This is a genomic window from Coprococcus comes ATCC 27758 (assembly GCF_025149785.1).
Taxonomy (GTDB): Bacteria; Bacillota; Clostridia; order Lachnospirales; family Lachnospiraceae; genus Allocoprococcus; species Allocoprococcus comes.
The window spans coordinates 1,794,574-1,811,155 of sequence record NZ_CP102277.1 but is presented as its reverse complement, the minus strand read 5'-3'; the positions used below and the strand labels follow the sequence as shown (position 1 = coordinate 1,811,155).

33 protein-coding genes are annotated in these 16,582 nt (G+C 37.9%); 27 read left to right on the top strand and 6 right to left on the bottom strand.

What is annotated here, in order from left to right:
- Window positions 1-8 precede the first annotated feature (8 nt).
- The gene (locus NQ556_RS09190) at window positions 9-749 is read right to left on the bottom strand and encodes a hypothetical protein (RefSeq protein ID WP_008375354.1); all 741 of its coding nucleotides are present in this window, start codon (window positions 747-749) and stop codon (window positions 9-11) included.
- On the opposite strand from NQ556_RS09190, the gene NQ556_RS16710 reads away from it, so the two are divergent.
- Window positions 691-981 carry a helix-turn-helix domain-containing protein gene (locus tag NQ556_RS16710; protein ID WP_326998048.1) on the top strand — a complete coding sequence of 97 codons (291 nt, stop codon included), beginning with the start codon at window positions 691-693 and terminating at the stop codon, window positions 979-981. The two genes, NQ556_RS09190 and NQ556_RS16710, sit on opposite strands and share 59 nt — an antisense overlap.
- A gap of 295 nt (window positions 982-1,276) precedes the next feature.
- Here NQ556_RS16710 and NQ556_RS09180 read toward each other — a convergent pair whose 3' ends face one another.
- Window positions 1,277-1,648, bottom strand: coding sequence for a transcriptional regulator (locus NQ556_RS09180; protein ID WP_008375358.1), 372 nt, complete (start codon window positions 1,646-1,648; stop codon window positions 1,277-1,279).
- 171 nt (window positions 1,649-1,819) lie between these two features.
- On the opposite strand from NQ556_RS09180, the gene NQ556_RS09175 reads away from it, so the two are divergent.
- From NQ556_RS09175 to NQ556_RS09075, 21 genes are all read left to right on the top strand, one after another.
- A complete protein-coding gene (locus tag NQ556_RS09175) occupies window positions 1,820-2,044 on the top strand; it encodes a DUF739 family protein (RefSeq protein WP_044999264.1) in 225 nt (74 codons plus the stop codon).
- 23 nt (window positions 2,045-2,067) lie between these two features.
- On the top strand, window positions 2,068-2,370 hold the full coding sequence (locus NQ556_RS09170; RefSeq protein WP_008375361.1) for an ORF6N domain-containing protein: 303 nt from the start codon (window positions 2,068-2,070) through the stop codon (window positions 2,368-2,370).
- A complete protein-coding gene (locus NQ556_RS09165) occupies window positions 2,361-2,792 on the top strand; it encodes a DNA-methyltransferase (RefSeq protein ID WP_008375364.1) in 432 nt (143 codons plus the stop codon). Before NQ556_RS09170 ends, NQ556_RS09165 begins: the two co-directional genes overlap by 10 nt.
- A 98-nt stretch (window positions 2,793-2,890) precedes the next feature.
- Entirely contained in the window at window positions 2,891-3,709 is an 819-nt protein-coding gene (locus NQ556_RS09160; RefSeq protein ID WP_204576017.1) for a DNA-methyltransferase, read from the top strand.
- A complete protein-coding gene (locus NQ556_RS09155; RefSeq protein WP_008375367.1) occupies window positions 3,702-3,962 on the top strand; it encodes a hypothetical protein in 261 nt (86 codons plus the stop codon). The genes NQ556_RS09160 and NQ556_RS09155 overlap by 8 nt, the downstream gene beginning before the upstream one ends.
- On the top strand, window positions 3,959-5,380 hold the full coding sequence (locus NQ556_RS09150; RefSeq protein ID WP_008375368.1) for a DNA cytosine methyltransferase: 1,422 nt from the start codon (window positions 3,959-3,961) through the stop codon (window positions 5,378-5,380). The genes NQ556_RS09155 and NQ556_RS09150 overlap by 4 nt, the downstream gene beginning before the upstream one ends.
- Entirely contained in the window at window positions 5,381-5,743 is a 363-nt protein-coding gene (locus NQ556_RS09145) for a hypothetical protein (protein WP_008375369.1), read from the top strand. It abuts the gene before it with no gap.
- Complete coding sequence (locus NQ556_RS09140; RefSeq protein ID WP_008375370.1) at window positions 5,733-6,128, top strand: hypothetical protein; 396 nt, start codon at window positions 5,733-5,735, stop codon at window positions 6,126-6,128. Before NQ556_RS09145 ends, NQ556_RS09140 begins: the two co-directional genes overlap by 11 nt.
- Window positions 6,129-6,326: 198 nt before the next feature.
- On the top strand, window positions 6,327-7,064 hold the full coding sequence (locus NQ556_RS09135) for a hypothetical protein (protein ID WP_008375374.1): 738 nt from the start codon (window positions 6,327-6,329) through the stop codon (window positions 7,062-7,064).
- 44 nt (window positions 7,065-7,108) lie between these two features.
- Window positions 7,109-7,660 carry a hypothetical protein gene (locus NQ556_RS09130; protein ID WP_044999265.1) on the top strand — a complete coding sequence of 184 codons (552 nt, stop codon included), beginning with the start codon at window positions 7,109-7,111 and terminating at the stop codon, window positions 7,658-7,660.
- Window positions 7,660-7,974: a hypothetical protein gene (locus NQ556_RS09125; RefSeq protein ID WP_008375380.1), complete on the top strand. Its 315-nt coding sequence runs from the start codon at window positions 7,660-7,662 to the stop codon at window positions 7,972-7,974. Before NQ556_RS09130 ends, NQ556_RS09125 begins: the two co-directional genes overlap by 1 nt.
- Before the next feature lie 2 nt (window positions 7,975-7,976).
- Complete coding sequence (locus NQ556_RS09120) at window positions 7,977-8,282, top strand: DUF551 domain-containing protein (RefSeq protein ID WP_204576015.1); 306 nt, start codon at window positions 7,977-7,979, stop codon at window positions 8,280-8,282.
- Window positions 8,272-8,478 carry a Lar family restriction alleviation protein gene (locus tag NQ556_RS09115; protein WP_008375383.1) on the top strand — a complete coding sequence of 69 codons (207 nt, stop codon included), beginning with the start codon at window positions 8,272-8,274 and terminating at the stop codon, window positions 8,476-8,478. The genes NQ556_RS09120 and NQ556_RS09115 overlap by 11 nt, the downstream gene beginning before the upstream one ends.
- Window positions 8,462-8,758, top strand: coding sequence for a hypothetical protein (locus NQ556_RS09110; RefSeq protein ID WP_008375385.1), 297 nt, complete (start codon window positions 8,462-8,464; stop codon window positions 8,756-8,758). The genes NQ556_RS09115 and NQ556_RS09110 overlap by 17 nt, the downstream gene beginning before the upstream one ends.
- Window positions 8,755-9,216: a hypothetical protein gene (locus NQ556_RS09105; protein WP_204576013.1), complete on the top strand. Its 462-nt coding sequence runs from the start codon at window positions 8,755-8,757 to the stop codon at window positions 9,214-9,216. The genes NQ556_RS09110 and NQ556_RS09105 overlap by 4 nt, the downstream gene beginning before the upstream one ends.
- A complete protein-coding gene (locus NQ556_RS09100) occupies window positions 9,209-9,487 on the top strand; it encodes a hypothetical protein (RefSeq protein ID WP_008375390.1) in 279 nt (92 codons plus the stop codon). The genes NQ556_RS09105 and NQ556_RS09100 overlap by 8 nt, the downstream gene beginning before the upstream one ends.
- Before the next feature lie 21 nt (window positions 9,488-9,508).
- Window positions 9,509-9,898, top strand: coding sequence for a YopX family protein (locus NQ556_RS09095; protein ID WP_008375392.1), 390 nt, complete (start codon window positions 9,509-9,511; stop codon window positions 9,896-9,898).
- Entirely contained in the window at window positions 9,891-10,106 is a 216-nt protein-coding gene (locus tag NQ556_RS09090; protein ID WP_008375393.1) for a hypothetical protein, read from the top strand. Before NQ556_RS09095 ends, NQ556_RS09090 begins: the two co-directional genes overlap by 8 nt.
- Entirely contained in the window at window positions 10,093-10,386 is a 294-nt protein-coding gene (locus NQ556_RS09085) for a DUF3310 domain-containing protein (RefSeq protein WP_008375395.1), read from the top strand. The genes NQ556_RS09090 and NQ556_RS09085 overlap by 14 nt, the downstream gene beginning before the upstream one ends.
- Before the next feature lie 13 nt (window positions 10,387-10,399).
- Window positions 10,400-10,642 (top strand): hypothetical protein, encoded by a 243-nt coding sequence (locus NQ556_RS09080; RefSeq protein ID WP_147574786.1) that lies wholly within the window; start codon window positions 10,400-10,402, stop codon window positions 10,640-10,642.
- Window positions 10,635-10,814, top strand: a complete 180-nt coding sequence (locus NQ556_RS09075; RefSeq protein WP_008375398.1) for a hypothetical protein — start codon at window positions 10,635-10,637, stop codon at window positions 10,812-10,814. Before NQ556_RS09080 ends, NQ556_RS09075 begins: the two co-directional genes overlap by 8 nt.
- A 603-nt stretch (window positions 10,815-11,417) precedes the next feature.
- Here NQ556_RS09075 and NQ556_RS09070 read toward each other — a convergent pair.
- The 4 genes from NQ556_RS09070 to NQ556_RS09055 form a co-directional block, all read right to left on the bottom strand.
- The gene (locus NQ556_RS09070) at window positions 11,418-11,789 is read right to left on the bottom strand and encodes a hypothetical protein (protein WP_008375403.1); all 372 of its coding nucleotides are present in this window, start codon (window positions 11,787-11,789) and stop codon (window positions 11,418-11,420) included.
- Between the two features lie 301 nt (window positions 11,790-12,090).
- A complete protein-coding gene (locus NQ556_RS09065) occupies window positions 12,091-12,297 on the bottom strand; it encodes a hypothetical protein (RefSeq protein ID WP_204576011.1) in 207 nt (68 codons plus the stop codon).
- An 11-nt stretch (window positions 12,298-12,308) separates the two neighbouring features.
- Window positions 12,309-12,848: a hypothetical protein gene (locus NQ556_RS09060; RefSeq protein WP_008375409.1), complete on the bottom strand. Its 540-nt coding sequence runs from the start codon at window positions 12,846-12,848 to the stop codon at window positions 12,309-12,311.
- On the bottom strand, window positions 12,845-13,870 hold the full coding sequence (locus NQ556_RS09055) for an LPD29 domain-containing protein (RefSeq protein ID WP_008375411.1): 1,026 nt from the start codon (window positions 13,868-13,870) through the stop codon (window positions 12,845-12,847). Before NQ556_RS09055 ends, NQ556_RS09060 begins: the two co-directional genes overlap by 4 nt.
- 376 nt (window positions 13,871-14,246) lie before the next feature.
- Here NQ556_RS09055 and NQ556_RS09050 point away from each other — a divergent pair, with 376 nt between their 5' ends.
- The 5 genes from NQ556_RS09050 (at window position 14,247) to NQ556_RS09030 (ending at window position 16,499) form a co-directional block, all read left to right on the top strand.
- A complete protein-coding gene (locus NQ556_RS09050; RefSeq protein ID WP_044999267.1) occupies window positions 14,247-14,456 on the top strand; it encodes a hypothetical protein in 210 nt (69 codons plus the stop codon).
- Between the two features lie 78 nt (window positions 14,457-14,534).
- Window positions 14,535-15,077, top strand: coding sequence for a GIY-YIG nuclease family protein (locus tag NQ556_RS09045; RefSeq protein ID WP_204576009.1), 543 nt, complete (start codon window positions 14,535-14,537; stop codon window positions 15,075-15,077).
- 88 nt (window positions 15,078-15,165) lie between these two features.
- Window positions 15,166-15,351, top strand: a complete 186-nt coding sequence (locus tag NQ556_RS09040) for a hypothetical protein (RefSeq protein WP_204576007.1) — start codon at window positions 15,166-15,168, stop codon at window positions 15,349-15,351.
- 26 nt (window positions 15,352-15,377) lie between these two features.
- Window positions 15,378-15,572, top strand: a complete 195-nt coding sequence (locus NQ556_RS09035; protein WP_204576005.1) for a hypothetical protein — start codon at window positions 15,378-15,380, stop codon at window positions 15,570-15,572.
- Window positions 15,573-15,902: 330 nt separating this feature from the next.
- Window positions 15,903-16,499, top strand: coding sequence for a hypothetical protein (locus tag NQ556_RS09030; RefSeq protein ID WP_008375420.1), 597 nt, complete (start codon window positions 15,903-15,905; stop codon window positions 16,497-16,499).
- Window positions 16,500-16,582 lie beyond the last annotated feature (83 nt).

Sequence of the window (16,582 nt, the reverse complement as noted above, 5' to 3'; positions counted from 1 at the left end):
CTAGGCGGTTATATCAATTTAACATCTCGGAATCTATCGTCTATAAAATTTTGTATTGAAAAAATAATATATGCATACCCCCTGTTATCAAACACATCAATCAATGTTGGCATTCCGGTCTGATATCCAATATCGTTTTGGAATAATGTGATATCGTTCAAGGAAGTTACACCTACTGGAATTACTTTTAATACAAGATAAGCTTTTGTGCAATTTGTACGCTCAATAAAAATTCGTATGTTCTTTTGCATATATATTTTTACGATTTGGCTAGAAATAGCATTGATTTTTTCATTTGAAATCATTTTTACCATATCCGGGTCGTTTGCTATATTGTCAAAGCGTTTATCGTTGTAACGGATGTTTCCACCAGTTGCATTATAGGAATAATTTTTATCTTTATCAAGTTCATACCCGGCTGTACAGAAATTAGCAAAGTATTCAATTCCTTTTGTATATCTATTATCGGATTGGAATTTACTTGTGCGAAAAATAGGTTTCTCTTGAGTTTGTTGCCCACCGTTAGGCTTTTCCTCAGAAACAACTTTTCTATTATTATGAATCAGTTTCAATATAATATTTGCAATACAGATAATAACATCAAGAGGAATCATAAAATAGAAAAAGAATATCAGGGCATAAGGAATAGCTGTTTGGAGATCGTTATAAATCCATGCCAGTGCAAAGAAGATGGAAGTTAAAACAATCGTTGCCTTTGGAAATAAAAAGTTTAATATTTTCTTTTTCATGTGTATAATCACTTTCTATGGGAAACAATATCTAAGCATGAAGATACTACTTTCCAAAATTATGTACGAACACAATCTATCCATCCGTCAAGTTGCGCTCATTTGCGGTTTGTCCCCAGCCACAATACAAAAGGTGATGAAAGAGGGCAGCAACCCTACCATCAGAACGCTCGCGATGATCTCAAAAGGTCTCAAAGTCCCGATTACAGACTTATTCGATCTGGAAGAATAAAAAGTGTATGCTAAAGTATACGATTATTCCGGTCTACTTCAACCCGATAAAGCACGGGTGTATAATGTATTTATAAAGAGTAAAGAACATTTGTTCGGAAATGTATTGATTTTTGATTCAAAGAGTAGTATCATTTATTTAAACAATCCCGAACACTTGTTCTATGAGCGGAGGTTTCACATATGAACGAAGAAGATTACAAAAAACTGATTATTGAATGCGTAAAAACAATAAACAATAAAGGAATCTTAGAGTACATATATACCTTTATTAAAAAGTTGTTAGAGAAGTGGGGTTAATCCTCGCTTCTTTTTAACATTGAATCTATCATATTCATAACTATTTCTTGATCTCTTTTGTTCAGTAAGGAAAACTTTTGTATCAAATCAATGTCTTTTGACGCTTCTTTACCAGAAAATTCTTTTTCTTTTTCAACATCAAATCCCATCAGCCATGCTTCATTAACTCTTAATGCTCGTGACAGAACAAACAGTTTGTCTTGATTTGGCTCAACCTTTCCAGATACATATTGACTCAAATCAGATTTGTTCATTTTAACATCATACTTCGCACAATAAGGTTTTGTCATTTCTAATATATCAACTTGTTTTAAACTTCTTTCTTGCATAAGTTGCTTTAAACGAATTGCTGTATTTTCCCTTTTCATATGATGAATCTCCTTTCTGAGAATAATATATCACATATTGAATAAAAGTTCAATAATGCACACGTAAAAAGTTAAAAACTTTGAATTTTTCTATTGACACAGCAATATAGCAGTGGTATTATACAACTAGTTCAAAATATTGAACAAAACAAAAGAAAGGAGTTGTCGCAGATGACGTTTAATTACGACAAATTGAAAGGAAAGATAGTGGAATTTTTCGGTTCTCAATATCGATTTGCCGAAGCAATGGGAATGTCTGAACGCACGCTATCTCTAAAGTTGAATGGAAATGTTCCGTGGAAACAAACTGATATTTGCAAGGCTGTGAAGCTACTGCATTTGGACGATTCTGATATTGCAGAATATTTTTTTACAACGAAAGTTCAAAACATTTAACTTTTTTAAAAGAGGTGTATAAGATGAACGACTTACAAATTACAGAGTACAAAAACATTAGAGTGCTCACAACGCAGCAGATTGCGGAAGCGTATGGCTCTGACACAAGAGTTATTTCAAACAACTTCAATAGAAATAAGGAAAGATACATTGAAGGAAAACATTACATCTGCTTGGAAGATGGTAAAAAGAGAGAGTTCGTTGACCATCATCAAATTGATGACGGTTCAAAGAAAGCGTCGAAGCTTTATCTTTGGACGGAAAAAGGAGCTTTCCTCCATGCGAAGTCACTCAACACAGATGAAGCGTGGGAAGTATGCCGTTAAGAGCGCACGAAGATATTTGCATTTTCTATAAAAAATTACCGACATACAATCCACAGAAAACAACCGGACACAGCAGAAAAGTGACCAAGGCAGAACACAGAAAGAGCTGTAAAGATTCGCCGGATTACAATGAATTTGGATTAACTTCTTATGATAGTACAGAGAGATATCCGAGATCTGTGCTTAGATTTCCAAAGGATATTCAGAAATCTGCAGTACATCCCACGCAAAAACCAGTAGCACTACTGGAATATCTTATCAAAACGTATACGAACGAAGCTGATACGGTGCTTGATAACTGCATGGGATCTGGTAGTACTGGCGTAGCGTGTGTGAATACAGAAAGAAAATTTATAGGTTTTGAACTGGATTTACATTTTTATGAGATAGCGCAAGAAAGAATTATGACAACTAAAAAATAGAAAGGAGTGCGGAGCTCCGGCCGGGCAAAGATATATCGGCTCCTTTCGAGAAGATGAAACAAAGAAAAAAACTTAAATGTGATATCTATAGGGATTCAATGCAGAATTTTCGCCGTTATGGAATACCGAAAGCACAGCTGATTATAGCAGATGTGCCATACAATGTCGGAAGAAACTTTTACGGAAGTAATCCAATGTGGTACGTAGGTAGGGATAATAAGAACGGTAAAAGTAAACTTGCAGAGGAAGCAGCGTTTAATTCAGATTTCAATTTCAATCTGTATGAGTATTTTCATTTTTGCTCAAAAATGTTGAAGAAAGAACCTAAGAAAGCCGGCAAGTGTGGCAGAAGTTCTGATGCTCCGTGCATGATTGTATTTTGCAGTTTTGAACAGTTAAGCACACTGATCAACGCAGCTAAGAAACATGGCTTTGTGAATTACATACCGCTTGTATTTGTGAAAAATTACAGTCCACAAGTATTGAAAGCAAATATGCGTATTGTAGGTGCTACGGAATATGCACTGGTATTGTACCGGGACAAACTTCCAAAATTTAGAAATGGAGCACAGTTTGATGAAAACGGAAAAACGATTCGTGGAACTGGACACATGGTATTTAACTGGTTCAAGTGGGAAAAGGATGGAAAGGATATTCCGAAAATTCATCCGACTCAGAAGCCAGTAAGGTTGTTAGAACAATTGATTCAGACATTTACTGATCCTGGAGATGTAGTTATTGATCCATGTTGCGGATCAGGAAGCACGTTGAGAGCAGCAAGGAATCTTGGTAGAAGCGCATTCGGTTTTGAAATTGACCGAAATTTCTATGCAAGAGCTAAGAATGAAATGCTGAAAGTTGAAAAAGAGCAGCAGATGAATATTACTGATTTTATCGGAGGTAATACGCATGACTAAAGAAGAATTTATAAGAACTGTACAGATATGCGGATACGGCACGAAAACAGGAGCAAAGAAGTATGTAGAGCTGAATCCGAAAGAGGAATACGGAACAAATGATTTGATCGCCTTGTATGAAGGTAATATGCACTGGCAAGGAATCAGCGGAGACAAAGGACTTGGATATGCTTACGGAGTGAATGGCAATACCACAGCTTACAGCAATGGGATTTTCGGAAATTCTGGAAGTAGGCAAGATTGGGGGATGTGAGAGTGAAATTTATAGACTGGTTCGCCGGAATAGGTGGTTTCCGAAGAGGAATGGAACTTGCCGGACATGAATGCGTTGGTTTTTGCGAGTTTGATAAGTTCGCTACAGCAAGCTATATTTCCATGCATCTTCTGACGGACGAACAAAGAAAGAAACTGAATGAATTACCGCAGAAGAAAAGGCAGAAGGAGATTTTAAAAGATGAATACAGAAATGGAGAATGGTACGCAAATGACGTTAGAAGAGTGTGTGCCGATGATATCCCAAAAGCAGACTGTTGGTGCTTCGGATTCCCTTGCCAAGATATCTCAGTTGCCGGAAAACAACTCGGATTTCAAGGAAACCGTTCAAGCTTGTTTTTCAGAGTTATGTACCTTATCGGACAGCTCAAAGAAGAAGATAAACCCACTTACCTTTTCATTGAGAACGTTAAGAATTTGCTTAGTGTTAATGGAGGATGGGATTTCGCCAGATTGCTCATTGAAATGGAGCAGGGGGGGTATGATGCAGAATGGCAAGTGCTCAACTCCAAAGATTTCGGAGTGCCGCAAAACAGAGAAAGGTGCTTCATTGTCGGACATCTTAGAGGGAGAGGTTCCGCAAAAGTATTTCCTGTCGAAAGAGCAGACGGAGAAAATAGTGTTTCGTTAAATTTGTTCGGCTGTCTGAACGGGAGAAATTCACAGAGGGATAGAGTATATAGCAGCGAAGGACTTGCTCCGACTATAAGTACAAAACCTGGGGGGAATACAGAGCCAAAAGTTCCGATTATTTTTGACACAAGCTATATTGGACAAGATGAAAAAGTGAGAGAGTATGAAGGAATATGTCCAACACTGACAAGTAGGGATTACAAAGAACCTAGAAGTGTTGGTGTTGTGTGCAATGTTAATCCATCAGGTAAAGGGATGAACGGAAATGTATACGATTCGAACGGTGTGAGTCCGAGTCTAACAACAAATAAAGGTGAGGGAAATAAGATTGCAATTCCTGTTCTTACTCCTGATCGTGCTGAAAAAAGACAGAATGGCAGACGATTTAAAGATGATGGAGAACCGATGTTCACACTTACTGGACAGGATAGACATGGAGTAGCAACGAGTGTTCCAGTAAGCATGACAAGAAATATTGTTGAGGAAGAAATTGAAAACACATTAGACACAAGTTGCAATCAGGGGATATTCGTTCAAGTGTCAGAAGAATTGGTCGTATATGCGGTCTGGTATGAAAGATATCAGTGTTACATAGCAATCAGAAAACTAACTCCGAAAGAATGCTTTAGATTGCAAGGATGGACGGATGATTATTTTGAGAAAGCACAGTTTGTAAATTCTGACAGCCAGTTGTATAAGCAAGCTGGAAACGGAGTGACTGTGAATGTAATTCAGTCAATTGCAGAAAAAATGAGATTTGCGTAGGTGAAAAATATGACAGAACAGGAAAAACAAGAAATCATTACAGAAGTCAAAAAGTCCGTAATGGATGAAATGAAAGACAAAATTGTGAAAGAGGACACGCAGAAAACACTCAGAATTCCAAGAGAAAAATGGTACGGCGAAAGATTCTCACACGGGCGAGAAAGCGCAATGGTACAGGCGTTTGACACCCCATACATGGCATGGGAAGCGTGGGACCATATCAGAAGATTGACTTGCTTAGTATGCGGTGTGCGATACGTCCGACAGCTAGAGGGAAATCCAGATGCAGAAAGGATTTGTGATGAGATATGCCAGAAAATCTATGATTTGAGAATGAGTGTAGGTGAGAAGAATGGACATTAAATTAAAAGAGATAGACAAAGACACATTGGAAGTTGGAGATGTGGTTGGAATTGCAAGAAAAGTGAGCTACGGATGGGGTTTATCATTCCGGCATCAGTTAATTATTCCGGCAAAAATCACAAGAATCACTCCAAAGCGGACAAAATTTTTTACGGATAAGTTTGGAGAACATGACAAAAAGGAAATTTTTTATGAGTGTGATGGTGATGCCGGAAACGAAAATTATTTAGCTAAATCATTCAAGTGTTTATCTGACGGAATATATGAGCTGAGTGAATTGAAAAGAAAAGACCGCATCAGCGCAATCAGTGATGAAGATCTCCCGGAAGTAGCGGAACACATGAAAACAATGATGAAGATTTTGGAAAAGTACAAAGAGAAATAGGGTAGCAGCTAAAAATAGCAGCTAACAGTACCTTGACAATTGAATATTGATGGTTGGAATGGTATAATTTCCGTATCAAATGTACGGGAGGAAATGCCAATGAAATGTCCATTTTGTAAAAGCGAAAATACCGAAAGAATTAGTGGAAACACAGTTATAACAAAACAAATTCCAGAAAAAACAAGTAAGCAACGAATTATGAGCACATTTGAAGAAAGAATAGCGAAAGCAGTAACAGATAAATTGAATGACGGAACAGTTGAAGAGCTTGTATCCGATGCCGTAACCAAAGCACTGAAAAGCAGTATTGAAGATCAGTTCAATTGGAAAGGTGAAGGAAAGAAGATTATAGATGAAAAAGTAAAAGAAGTAATGACACCGGCAATCGGAAGAGTAAATCTGGACGAATATACAGTGAAACTCGATGCAGTTCTCACGGAAATTATTAACAGCACAAATCTGATTGACAACAAAGAAATCTTAGGAAACTTCAAGAGTCTTATGACAGAGCCGGATAAAGATACAATCAGCTTAAAAGAAGTGTTCGAAAAATACAAGGAATATGTCAGCGAGAGCGTTGATACATCCGAACTTGAAGTCTACACAGATGATGAACCGAGATATCAGAATGTGACAGCAGAAGTAACTGTTGATACAAGAAATAGCATATTTGGAGGAAGATTTTGCGATTTGGTTTTCAAATGCGAGGAGGATGAGAAACTGACAAAAGAAATCCATTTGTATGAATCAAAAAGAAATGGATTCAGAATTACAAGATTCGAAAGCGAACTTGATATCAATTCATTAAGATATGTAGATAAGTTTGACATTTTCATGATGCGGTTAGATCGAGCGTTCTGTGATATCACAGATATTATGGAGATGTACGATGATGATGTCGAGGTCGAAGCCGAACCGGAAGCATCCTGGAACTGATGAATACATGGAAGAATGCCCGGAGCATGTAAAGGAGGATGAAAATGAATAGAAAAGAAATTACACTTTTTCTGTCGCATACCCTTGAACGCACCAAACTAAACGTTTTTGGAAAACATTATGCAAAAGAAGTGAGTATTGACCCGTGGACATCCAAGGCGAAACGCGTGGATTATATGCAGTTTTCACCCGGAGATCAAATGTCTATATCCGGGGTGGAAAAAGGAATATTTACTTGTTACGAAATTAAAAGTTGCAAGGAAGATGTTTATAGCGGGAATGGACTGAATTTCTATGGAGAAAAGAACTATATAGTAACTACGATGGAGTGCTACAAAGACTTGATACCAGATTTGCAAAACGGTAAGTTCGATGAACACTTACACCAATGCAACCCGGAATCATCTAAATATTGGGGAATTATGGTAGCTGTCCCGCACATGAAAGAGCCAGAAGATGAATTCCAAAATCCAACGCCGATAGATGATGCAAATGTGATGGGGTGGGAATTAAAGGTAGTAAAAAATTGTAGAATGGGACTAAGGAAAAGATCTATGACAGAATTACTATTCTGTATGTTAAGGAGTGGAAGATAATGAGAATCATTAGCCAGAACGGATTACTGGATGTGCCTTATGAATTGATTGCAATTTCACCATATTCGAAAAATATGGCAACAATCATTGGAACGTTTCCAGGGAATGACCTCGGCAAAGGAGATAGAGTTTATATTTTAGCTGAATATTCCACCGAAGAAAAAGCGATCAAGGCTATGGAAATGTGCAGAGAGAAATATCTTTCCAGAATGGAGTTGGATGGTGGGTATGACATTGTGAACAAATGCTATGTACAACCTAATTACTGGGTATTGCCTAAGGTATTTCAGTTTCCGAAAGAAGAGGAGGTGTAAGCATGAATAATCAACAGGCAATAGATAGATTGGTAAAACATCTCGAATATGGTTGGTCAGAACCGACAGTAGAAGCAATTGATATGGGAATACATGCACTGAAAGAAAGTCGATGGATTCCAACAAGTGAGAGATTGCCGGAGGATAACACGGATGTAATTGTATGCTTTTACAGCGGAACAGTAACAGAGATGAGATATTGGAGAAATGGAATCTTTCAAGGAATCTATGAACACACGGCAAAAACAATTGTTGCATGGATGCCGTTGCCGGAACCGTACAAAGGAGAAGGGAAAGATGCAGAATAACGAAAGATTAAAGCTGTGTCCATTCTGCGGAGCGAAAGGATATATCCTTTCCAGAGAATACCCAATAACATTAGGTGGTGGAACGGGATACTGGGTGATATGTAGCCGTTGCGGTGGGAGAGCTGGCGATGCGGATACGAAAGCGGGAGCGGTAAGAATGTGGAATTGGAGGACGGGCAATGGAAAGACTGATTGATGCGGACAAGCTTATAAGAAGAATGAGAATTGATATGGACCGCATGAAATACCAATACAATCTGGATGTTATAGAGGGAATGAGCCTTGCGATAGGATACATTGTTGGAAGTCCGACAGCCTATGATCCAGATAAGGTTATCGAAAAGCTACAAGTACTATCCGATAAGGCAGATGATGATATAGCTGTCTGCGAAGCGGATACGTGCCAGTATTATGACGGATACGGAGATGGACTGGATAGAGCCATTGAAATTGTGAAACGAGGGTGGAAGAGATGAAGAATAAAGAGAAGTATGCAAGTGAGATTATTGAGATCGCTTGCAGTGGGAATGCAGTTTCTGTCAGTAAAGTGACCGGAAAGCCGATCGCTTGCGAAAAGAACAATTGTGCAAACTGTTATCGTTGTAATGATTTTTTGCTTTGCGACAAAGAACGCTTAAAAGAATGGGCAGAACTGGATCACATCGAAAAGCCAGTGATAAGCAAGAGGGATAGAGCGTTTTTGGAGTATATTGGCACAGGAATAAATTATATAACTAGGGATATGGATGGTGGTTTGTTCATTTATATCAGCAAACCACATAAACTTATTGACTGTTGGGAAAGTAGTGGGTGCGAATCAGATAAAAGCTTAAAATCCTTTAAGTTGGATTTCCCAATGATCAAATGGTCAGATTCCGAGCCGTGGCTTATCGAGGACTTGAAGAAGTTGGAGGTAGTGAACAGTTATGAGTAAAATTCCAAAAGAAATAGTAGACAAAATCGAGCAGAGAAATAAACTTAACGAAGAAATAGAGACATGGTGCAAAGAAAATCTTGATATGGATGGAATGAATTCGGATTGCTCCGATATTACAGATCATCACACCGGCAATGAGCAAGGAAGTGATAAATGCAAAGAATGGTGTGATCAGTGGACTGGATATTGCGAAGATAATTATCATGGTCATTATTACTGGGAAACTGAATATCCGGGAAAATATCTGCACATGGAATTTTGGATTTAAAATTGGAGGTAGTGGAGGAATATGAGTAGAGAAATACTTTTTAGAGGGAAACATATCCATGCAATGGATAGTAACGACCATCTTAATGGAACATGGGTTCATGGTTATCTTAGTGACAAGAATTATATCAATGATAAAAGCCTTGATGGTGAATTTCTGATTGATGAAGATACCATTTGTCAGTATACAGGGCTGACTGACAAGAACGGAAAGAAAATATATGAGAATGACATTGTCCAGATTGGATGTTATAAGGGAATAGTTGAATATGAATACGGAAGTTTCGTGATTAAATGGAGCAATGCTAAATTTCTCAGAAACGATATTGGATATTGGACTAGATTAAATGGCTTCTACATTGTCGGTAATGTATATGACAATCCGGAGCTGCTGGAGGAATGCAATGAATAAACGCAACAGAAAAGAAATGAAGCATGACCAGGACCAGCACTACGGTGGCATGATCGCACATTGCGACAGTGACACGGCAAAAGAAAGCTTTTCCAGACCGGTATACGGATCCAGACAGGAATTGGAAGATGCAGAACAGGAGAAGTATCTGGCAGAATGGAATAAGAGACTAAAAGAGAGGAAGAAGAGAAAAGATGAAAGAAATTAGACCAGATCACTACAAGCAGACAAGCCTTGAATGTTTTTCTGTGATGAAATTGTTTTTAGGGAAAAGAGGTTTTGTGGCATTTTGTATGGGAAATGTTTTCAAGTACCTTTGGAGACATGAAGCAAAGAACGGGCAAGAAGATGTTGATAAAGCCGGTACATATCTGATGCAACTGAACGATATGAAAAAGCATGGTGAACTGGCGAAGTCGGATGAAAGAAAGCTTGAATCGCTGATGGAGCTGTACAGAAAGGAGTCGGAAAAGTATGCACAATCATAAGATTTTGCTCTCCGTGGCTGTGATTATATTCGTAATATTGGCTACTTCTTGCGGAAATAGCAAGGAAAAAGCAGAACCGGAGAAAGAAAATTTTGTCGTGACGATTCCAGCACAGAACGATACTGGCAGAATCAGAGTGTACGATCATGGAGAATTGGTATTTGATTATTCTGGAAAAATCAATATAATAAATGACGGGAGAAACGGAAATGCGATTGAAATTGAAGCGAGAACAAAGGAGAAAGGTTATGAATGAAGCGGAAAGACAATATAAGCAATATGTCAAGGCATTCGCGAATACTCACGGAAAAACAACCATGGAAGCCATGGAAACCGCCGAATGCGAAGAGTACAGAAAATACTGCGAAGAGGTATTCGGTCGAAGAATATCTAAGAAAAAAGTGTTTCCTGAAGAATTAGAAAAATAAAATTTTTCAGGAAATTCCAAAAGTGGCGCGTTTTTAGGGCGATTTTTGAGGTTAGAAAAATTTTCTCAAAAAAGATCACACCACAAAAATAAAGAGGGCTAAAATCTGGACGTTGAAATTTTGATCGATTTCATCGTCCTTTTTCGTCTGTTTTTCGGTTGGTACTTTTGTTGGCTCCTCGGCTCTGGTGGTGTGCTCTGATGCGGTCCGCTCGGTGCTGGTTGTTTATCTGCGACACTTCCAAACAATAACTGGGAACGCTTGTGGTTTGTCTGCCGTGTGTGGCTTCGTGGGTAGCTGTTCTGGCTGTTGCTTTTTAACATGGCATAGATTTACCACATAGCAAATAAAACGCCTTAAAATGGCAAATACAAGCTTATAATTATATTCAGCATATCACTATATGGAAGTAAATGCAATTCCATTTTCGCCGGTGCTGCTCTTTCCTCTGGCTCACGAATTGCAGCACGCTTACCAAGTCGTCAACGGTGAAAGCCTGGAAGAATACCGGGAGAGTAACCAGAGTCCCGCAATAAGCGACCACATGGAGTAGATACACCAATAAGCCAATACCGGTACAATATCGGCGTTGGCTTTGTTTTTTTAGAAAATATATACTTCTGCGGTGTTTGGCGTTTCTTTTATAAACTGCTCCGGCTCTGTAATCTGTAAATCTGATATTGGTATAGGCTCGCCGTCCTTAATCTGTATGCAAGTAAGCTGTAGAGCGTTGTCTTGCTTCACTGATCTAGTTAAGACGCGGCATAGGTGCGACTTGATACCGGACTGCGATATAACCGGCGCATCATTCCAATAAATATAATCATGCGTTCCGGTCTGGATCGCTGTATATAACGCTGCCCATGCATCACGGGCGATATTATCTAGCCTGTCAATCTCTTTAAATGTCCGCTTGCCCTGTATGGCTTCAATTCGCATCTTGCGCGGTGCTTTGCTTATGGATTGTGTCTGCATCTGTCTAACTCCTTTCGTATACGGAAAAAGCCGGAACACGTCCGACCTGATCCAGATATTTAATTTTGGAAACAATGCCGGGCGGAATCGAACCGCCCACAAGACACCAGTACATCAAAATGTTATTTGATATGCGATTGCATAAAACAATGCATATATCAAGTAAATAGTAAACAACCGGAACGAAAACCGGATCAGCTTCTTTGCTTTTCTTTTCAGGTATCTTTTTAATATCTCTTTTCCGTGGCGGTCTACAAGCTTGCACCACTCGGAATATGTATATACAGTTTCAACTTTCATTTTAAAATCCTCGCAATTCCTTAGAAATTCGGTCAATAAGTGTTTTTATGTCCTGCCAGAAAACAAGATTTTTTTCGGCTGCCGGTGCTGCTGGGTCGTCTTTCAGGCGTTCCCAGACTTCCAACTCGTCAGATATTCTTTTGTGTGTGAGCAGAAAATACATGTTTAATCTGCTTGCCTCCTGGTCTGTCAATTTTATTTTTCTCATGGCTCTACCTCCTAGCGTTCCCATTTTGCGCGCTTGATATCTTTTTCAAATATAACGCCGGTTCTTTCTTTCTGGAGCTTTTCAAAATCTTCAATGGCTTTTCGACGTTCTTTTCCTGTGTATTTGATAGATTGCATTAGTTCTTCATGCCCGTCTGTCAAATTTACGGAATAGAAAAGAATATAATAATAAACTTTGTCTTTCCATCTCTTTTCCCGGTATAGCTTTATTTTTTGCTTCGTCGGTGCTGTCTTGATAAAGTTATATCTTTCAGTTAATGCGTTCTCGTACGCTTTCAGCTGCAAGATCGCCCTTTCAAGTTGTTCAATATCTTTTCGTGCCCGCTCGAAATAGTGTAATATATCTTTTTCGGTGTGTAGCTTCTCCGGGTGCTGCTCGTAAATTCTTATTGTTTTATCGCTCATTTCCTTGTTATAATTCCCGTAGCGCGTGAATAATTCTTTCAAGAGATTTTCGGATTTTTCAAGCGTGCAAGTGTCCATTTCAGGACACCCGCAACACGGTATTTTCTTTACACAAATTTCTTTCATGCTGTCTTTTCTCCTTTCAAGATTTCGGTTGGATCAATTCGGAAAATAAATGCGTGTCTAAATTTGCTGTAATATCCGCCGCGATCCTTCATTGCTTTATTTTCTGCAAGATATTGTTCTCTTGTGAGTGTCTCGTTAATTCTTACAAGCCATAATTCTGAACCGTCGCGCGTGTCTTCGCCCTGCGTAATCTTGTAGCTGATGCCGTTCGTCTTTGCTTCGATCTGTTCCGGCTGTGGCTGTTCTTCTTTTTTGCTGGATGTCTTAACGCTGGCTTTCTTATTCTTGATTCTTGCCGTTTTCGGTACAATCTTAATTCCTGCGCCGTTATCCTGGCAGCATCCGAAGTAATAAAAATCTACGTCGAAATAGTCAATCATGCCGTCGCAATCTTCATAATTATAAGATTTCACGAAGGCGTCAACGTCTTCAATAACTGCTTTTGTTACGTCGTTTAAAATGTGTGCGTATTTACTGTTAGACTCTTCAATAGTCTTTTTCTTTTCTTCTGCTGATGCGTTCAAAAAGTTTATTCTGTTTTCGTCGTTGTAACCCCACATAAATAACCGCTTTGAAATCTCCCAAAAATCGTCGTTGTCAAGCTCTTCAAACGTCTTATAAATCTCTACCGGGCTTTCTTTTAATGTGACGTGTAACTCCTGGCACATAGAAGCATATGACGTTCTAACACTGAACTTGTAAGTCGGGTATTTCTCTTTTACGTATGTGCGGACGATCTGAGCGACTTCTTTTAGTGATCTGTTCCAGTCGTGGTTACTTCCTTCCCATCCAAACATAGTGTAAAACTGTGTTCTTGTGCTGTCGGCGGTTTCCTTGATCTCTTCGCCTGTCTCAACTTCTTTTTTATTCTTCCAGACTGTGAAAAGTGCGTCATACTCGACATTAATTTCTTTCATAACCTCAAGATCTCCGCCGTTGTCCGGGTGGTTTGCTTTCAATAAATTTTTGTACTGGTTCTTTAAGTCCTCGTATGATTTAATAGCTTTAAAATATTTACTCATTGTCTTTTCCTTTTCGCCCTGATATAATGGACTTACCTTTCTAAATATTTTTTTGATTGGTGCCGATCGGGTTTAGTTGTCAGCTGCTCCGGTCGGCTTTTCTTTTTTCTGGAACTAGATTTTTTCAATAAATCGAATCGCTTCCGTATGTCCTCATTGTATTGAGTGGTTTCGGTGTGTCCGAATGTTTGTTTCTTTTGTTCCTTGCTATGGTTATATGATACAATATATTAGGCACAAACACAATTGACATAATATACAATATTAGGCACAAATAATAATATCAAATTGTGCATTTTTAATTAGGCACAAATAATTATTGAAAATTAAGCACATATATAATATAATAGAGAAAAGAGATCAGGAGGTTGAAACGATGCCAGAATATACAGAGAAACAGAAAGAACAGAGAAGAAAAGCAGTTGCGGACTTTATGAAGACTGTCGACCGTGTAAATTGTCAATTGCCGTTGGGGACAAAGGAACGTATAAAAGAGCTTACTGGGAAAAGCTGTAACGCATTTATAAAAGAAGTAGTTGTAAAAGAATTGGATAAAATAGAACGCAAGAGAGCTAAAGAAAATTAAGCACAAATAAACAAAGAAAATCTATTGACATTAGGCACAAATATTTATATAATGTAACCATAGAAAGGAAGTGGTTACATGAATAGAAAACAGCATATAATTCAAGTGCCGGAGGTTAAAAGGGTTGGAGTGTATGCGATTCATAACAAAGTTACTGATAAATACTATGTTGGATCAAGTTCTAACGTTAATTCCAGGTTAAAAACTCATAGAAGCAATATAGAAAAGCTGTACGGTTCAAATATGAAAATGGATGAAGATTTAAAAACTGAAGCTGATATAAAAAACTTCGAATTTTTAATTTTGGAAACGTTCGATGATTATGAAATAACAGAAACAAAATTAAGAGAAAGAGAGTCTTTTTATATTAAAAAATACGATGCTTACAATGGTTACAATGTAAGCGGAAGAAATCCATATATAAACGGATATTTTGGAAAGAATGAACTTTTAACATCAAAAAAAATCCGTTATGGAAAGCGCTTGAATCATAAAGACATAATACAGATGTCAAATATTGTATTATTACAAAAATATTCAAAAATGTTATTTTCCGAAAAGCAGCATGAAACCGAAATTGCAATGATGAAACAAGAAATATTAAAACGAATGGACAAATAAAAAAGAGCCGTATAACAACAGCTCAGACACAAAAAAATAGGGCGGTCTTGTACCGCTCTATACGAAAAATAATCAGGAGGGAAAGAAAATGAAAAAACATGAATTTAGTGAAAATGAATTAACGGAAAAAGCTTTTCAGGTATACAGTGATAGCTCTTTTACATTTTGGAAAGATGGCGAAACATTTTTCTATAGCGATAATCCGAACAGTGAAAAGGTAGAGCTTGGATCGCTGGAAGATGTAAACGAATTTCTTGAACAGTTCGCAGAGTAGAAAAAAAGAAACAGGAGGACGACAAAATGAATGATACAATTATTTACACAATTAACCCGGAATCCAACCAGATCGTATTGAAAAGTGCGGAAGAAGTCGCGAAAATGACCGGGATAGACATTGAAAAAATACAGGCTATGAAAGATGGAGACTTTCTGACAGACGGAACCGAGAGCGGAAGTTGTCCGGCAAAATTTGAAGTTGTGGCAAGTATTGAATAAAATTGATAAAGATTAAGGCAGTCAATAACGACTGTCCTTTTTGATGTCTGAAAGCAGATAAAAGTATCTTGGTATACCGCTTGGTAACCCAGTAAAGAATAGAAAAGAGAAGAGAAGAAAAGTATAGATACACGCGCATGCGCGCGAGGATTCCAGAGCAGAAAAAGCAATTCACAGTTTGCAAGCTTATAAATTAAATATAATACAATATATTGTAGTGTGAAAAGAGTATTCCAGGTAGATATAGCATTTATCACTGGAATATTTTTTATTGACAATGGACGCAATATACCGCTATTATATGTTCAATGTTTACGGAGGTGATATGGAATGAAAGATAATACAGTAACTACAGCAGATGGAATAGAGGTATATAAACATAATATAAAATACTACGCAGATGAATATATCACTAACGAATTAGATATAGATCATGTAGATCAGGATAATAAACAGATCGTAAAAGATAACTTTGTTGATATGTTATTCTATATTTCAGATCATATTACCAAACCAGATAATGCAGATATAAAAGCATTAGACTATATATTCAATGTGTATGTAAGACTGTGTAGTAAGTATGGTGTTAATCCTACGTTAGAGGCATTCAGTTTCTTAGTAGATATAGACAGAACAACGTTTACTAATTGGCTTAACGGGCAGTATCGGACCGCTGAACACCTCAACACGGTCAAAAAATGGTTGAACATTTGCAAGGGCTTTTTGGTGAATAATTTAGGAAATTCCAAGGGTACGGATGCCAACAAGATATTTATTGCTAAAGCTGCTTACGGTATGGCAGAAACGAAAGCAGTAGAGCAGGAGCAGATCACCGGAGCTAGAAAGACGGTTGAACAGATAGCGCAGGACATTGGAGCGGATGTAATCGAAGACCAGGACGCAGACGACACGGTATTTGATTTTTGATGTATTTTAACATTTAAATCAAAAAATGATACAGGAATCAAGATATCGTGGTATGGAATGTACAGACACAAGATATTGTGTAT

What these genes read in the sequence shown, in the direction of transcription:
- NQ556_RS09165 (WP_008375364.1), top strand. Translation starts at nt 2,361, where the DNA reads ATGCCGTTAAGAGCGCACGAAGATATTTGCATTTTCTATAAAAAATTA.
- NQ556_RS09155 (WP_008375367.1), top strand. Translation starts at nt 3,702, where the DNA reads ATGACTAAAGAAGAATTTATAAGAACTGTACAGATATGCGGATACGGC.
- NQ556_RS09095 (WP_008375392.1), top strand. Translation starts at nt 9,509, where the DNA reads ATGAGTAGAGAAATACTTTTTAGAGGGAAACATATCCATGCAATGGAT.
- NQ556_RS16710 (WP_326998048.1), top strand. Translation starts at nt 691, where the DNA reads ATGGAAGTTAAAACAATCGTTGCCTTTGGAAATAAAAAGTTTAATATT.
- NQ556_RS09115 (WP_008375383.1), top strand. Translation starts at nt 8,272, where the DNA reads ATGCAGAATAACGAAAGATTAAAGCTGTGTCCATTCTGCGGAGCGAAA.
- NQ556_RS09190 (WP_008375354.1), bottom strand. Translation starts at nt 749, where the DNA reads ATGAAAAAGAAAATATTAAACTTTTTATTTCCAAAGGCAACGATTGTT.
- NQ556_RS09130 (WP_044999265.1), top strand. Translation starts at nt 7,109, where the DNA reads ATGAATAGAAAAGAAATTACACTTTTTCTGTCGCATACCCTTGAACGC.
- NQ556_RS09160 (WP_204576017.1), top strand. Translation starts at nt 2,891, where the DNA reads ATGCAGAATTTTCGCCGTTATGGAATACCGAAAGCACAGCTGATTATA.
- NQ556_RS09135 (WP_008375374.1), top strand. Translation starts at nt 6,327, where the DNA reads ATGAGCACATTTGAAGAAAGAATAGCGAAAGCAGTAACAGATAAATTG.
- NQ556_RS09030 (WP_008375420.1), top strand. Translation starts at nt 15,903, where the DNA reads ATGAAAGATAATACAGTAACTACAGCAGATGGAATAGAGGTATATAAA.
- NQ556_RS09180 (WP_008375358.1), bottom strand. Translation starts at nt 1,648, where the DNA reads ATGAAAAGGGAAAATACAGCAATTCGTTTAAAGCAACTTATGCAAGAA.
- NQ556_RS09040 (WP_204576007.1), top strand. Translation starts at nt 15,166, where the DNA reads ATGAAAAAACATGAATTTAGTGAAAATGAATTAACGGAAAAAGCTTTT.
- NQ556_RS09125 (WP_008375380.1), top strand. Translation starts at nt 7,660, where the DNA reads ATGAGAATCATTAGCCAGAACGGATTACTGGATGTGCCTTATGAATTG.
- NQ556_RS09070 (WP_008375403.1), bottom strand. Translation starts at nt 11,789, where the DNA reads ATGCAGACACAATCCATAAGCAAAGCACCGCGCAAGATGCGAATTGAA.
- NQ556_RS09090 (WP_008375393.1), top strand. Translation starts at nt 9,891, where the DNA reads ATGAATAAACGCAACAGAAAAGAAATGAAGCATGACCAGGACCAGCAC.
- NQ556_RS09140 (WP_008375370.1), top strand. Translation starts at nt 5,733, where the DNA reads ATGGACATTAAATTAAAAGAGATAGACAAAGACACATTGGAAGTTGGA.
- NQ556_RS09120 (WP_204576015.1), top strand. Translation starts at nt 7,977, where the DNA reads ATGAATAATCAACAGGCAATAGATAGATTGGTAAAACATCTCGAATAT.
- NQ556_RS09045 (WP_204576009.1), top strand. Translation starts at nt 14,535, where the DNA reads ATGAATAGAAAACAGCATATAATTCAAGTGCCGGAGGTTAAAAGGGTT.
- NQ556_RS09085 (WP_008375395.1), top strand. Translation starts at nt 10,093, where the DNA reads ATGAAAGAAATTAGACCAGATCACTACAAGCAGACAAGCCTTGAATGT.
- NQ556_RS09035 (WP_204576005.1), top strand. Translation starts at nt 15,378, where the DNA reads ATGAATGATACAATTATTTACACAATTAACCCGGAATCCAACCAGATC.
- NQ556_RS09065 (WP_204576011.1), bottom strand. Translation starts at nt 12,297, where the DNA reads ATGAGAAAAATAAAATTGACAGACCAGGAGGCAAGCAGATTAAACATG.
- NQ556_RS09075 (WP_008375398.1), top strand. Translation starts at nt 10,635, where the DNA reads ATGAATGAAGCGGAAAGACAATATAAGCAATATGTCAAGGCATTCGCG.
- NQ556_RS09170 (WP_008375361.1), top strand. Translation starts at nt 2,068, where the DNA reads ATGAACGACTTACAAATTACAGAGTACAAAAACATTAGAGTGCTCACA.
- NQ556_RS09055 (WP_008375411.1), bottom strand. Translation starts at nt 13,870, where the DNA reads ATGAGTAAATATTTTAAAGCTATTAAATCATACGAGGACTTAAAGAAC.
- NQ556_RS09050 (WP_044999267.1), top strand. Translation starts at nt 14,247, where the DNA reads ATGCCAGAATATACAGAGAAACAGAAAGAACAGAGAAGAAAAGCAGTT.
- NQ556_RS09175 (WP_044999264.1), top strand. Translation starts at nt 1,820, where the DNA reads ATGACGTTTAATTACGACAAATTGAAAGGAAAGATAGTGGAATTTTTC.
- NQ556_RS09110 (WP_008375385.1), top strand. Translation starts at nt 8,462, where the DNA reads ATGGAAAGACTGATTGATGCGGACAAGCTTATAAGAAGAATGAGAATT.
- NQ556_RS09060 (WP_008375409.1), bottom strand. Translation starts at nt 12,848, where the DNA reads ATGAAAGAAATTTGTGTAAAGAAAATACCGTGTTGCGGGTGTCCTGAA.
- NQ556_RS09100 (WP_008375390.1), top strand. Translation starts at nt 9,209, where the DNA reads ATGAGTAAAATTCCAAAAGAAATAGTAGACAAAATCGAGCAGAGAAAT.
- NQ556_RS09105 (WP_204576013.1), top strand. Translation starts at nt 8,755, where the DNA reads ATGAAGAATAAAGAGAAGTATGCAAGTGAGATTATTGAGATCGCTTGC.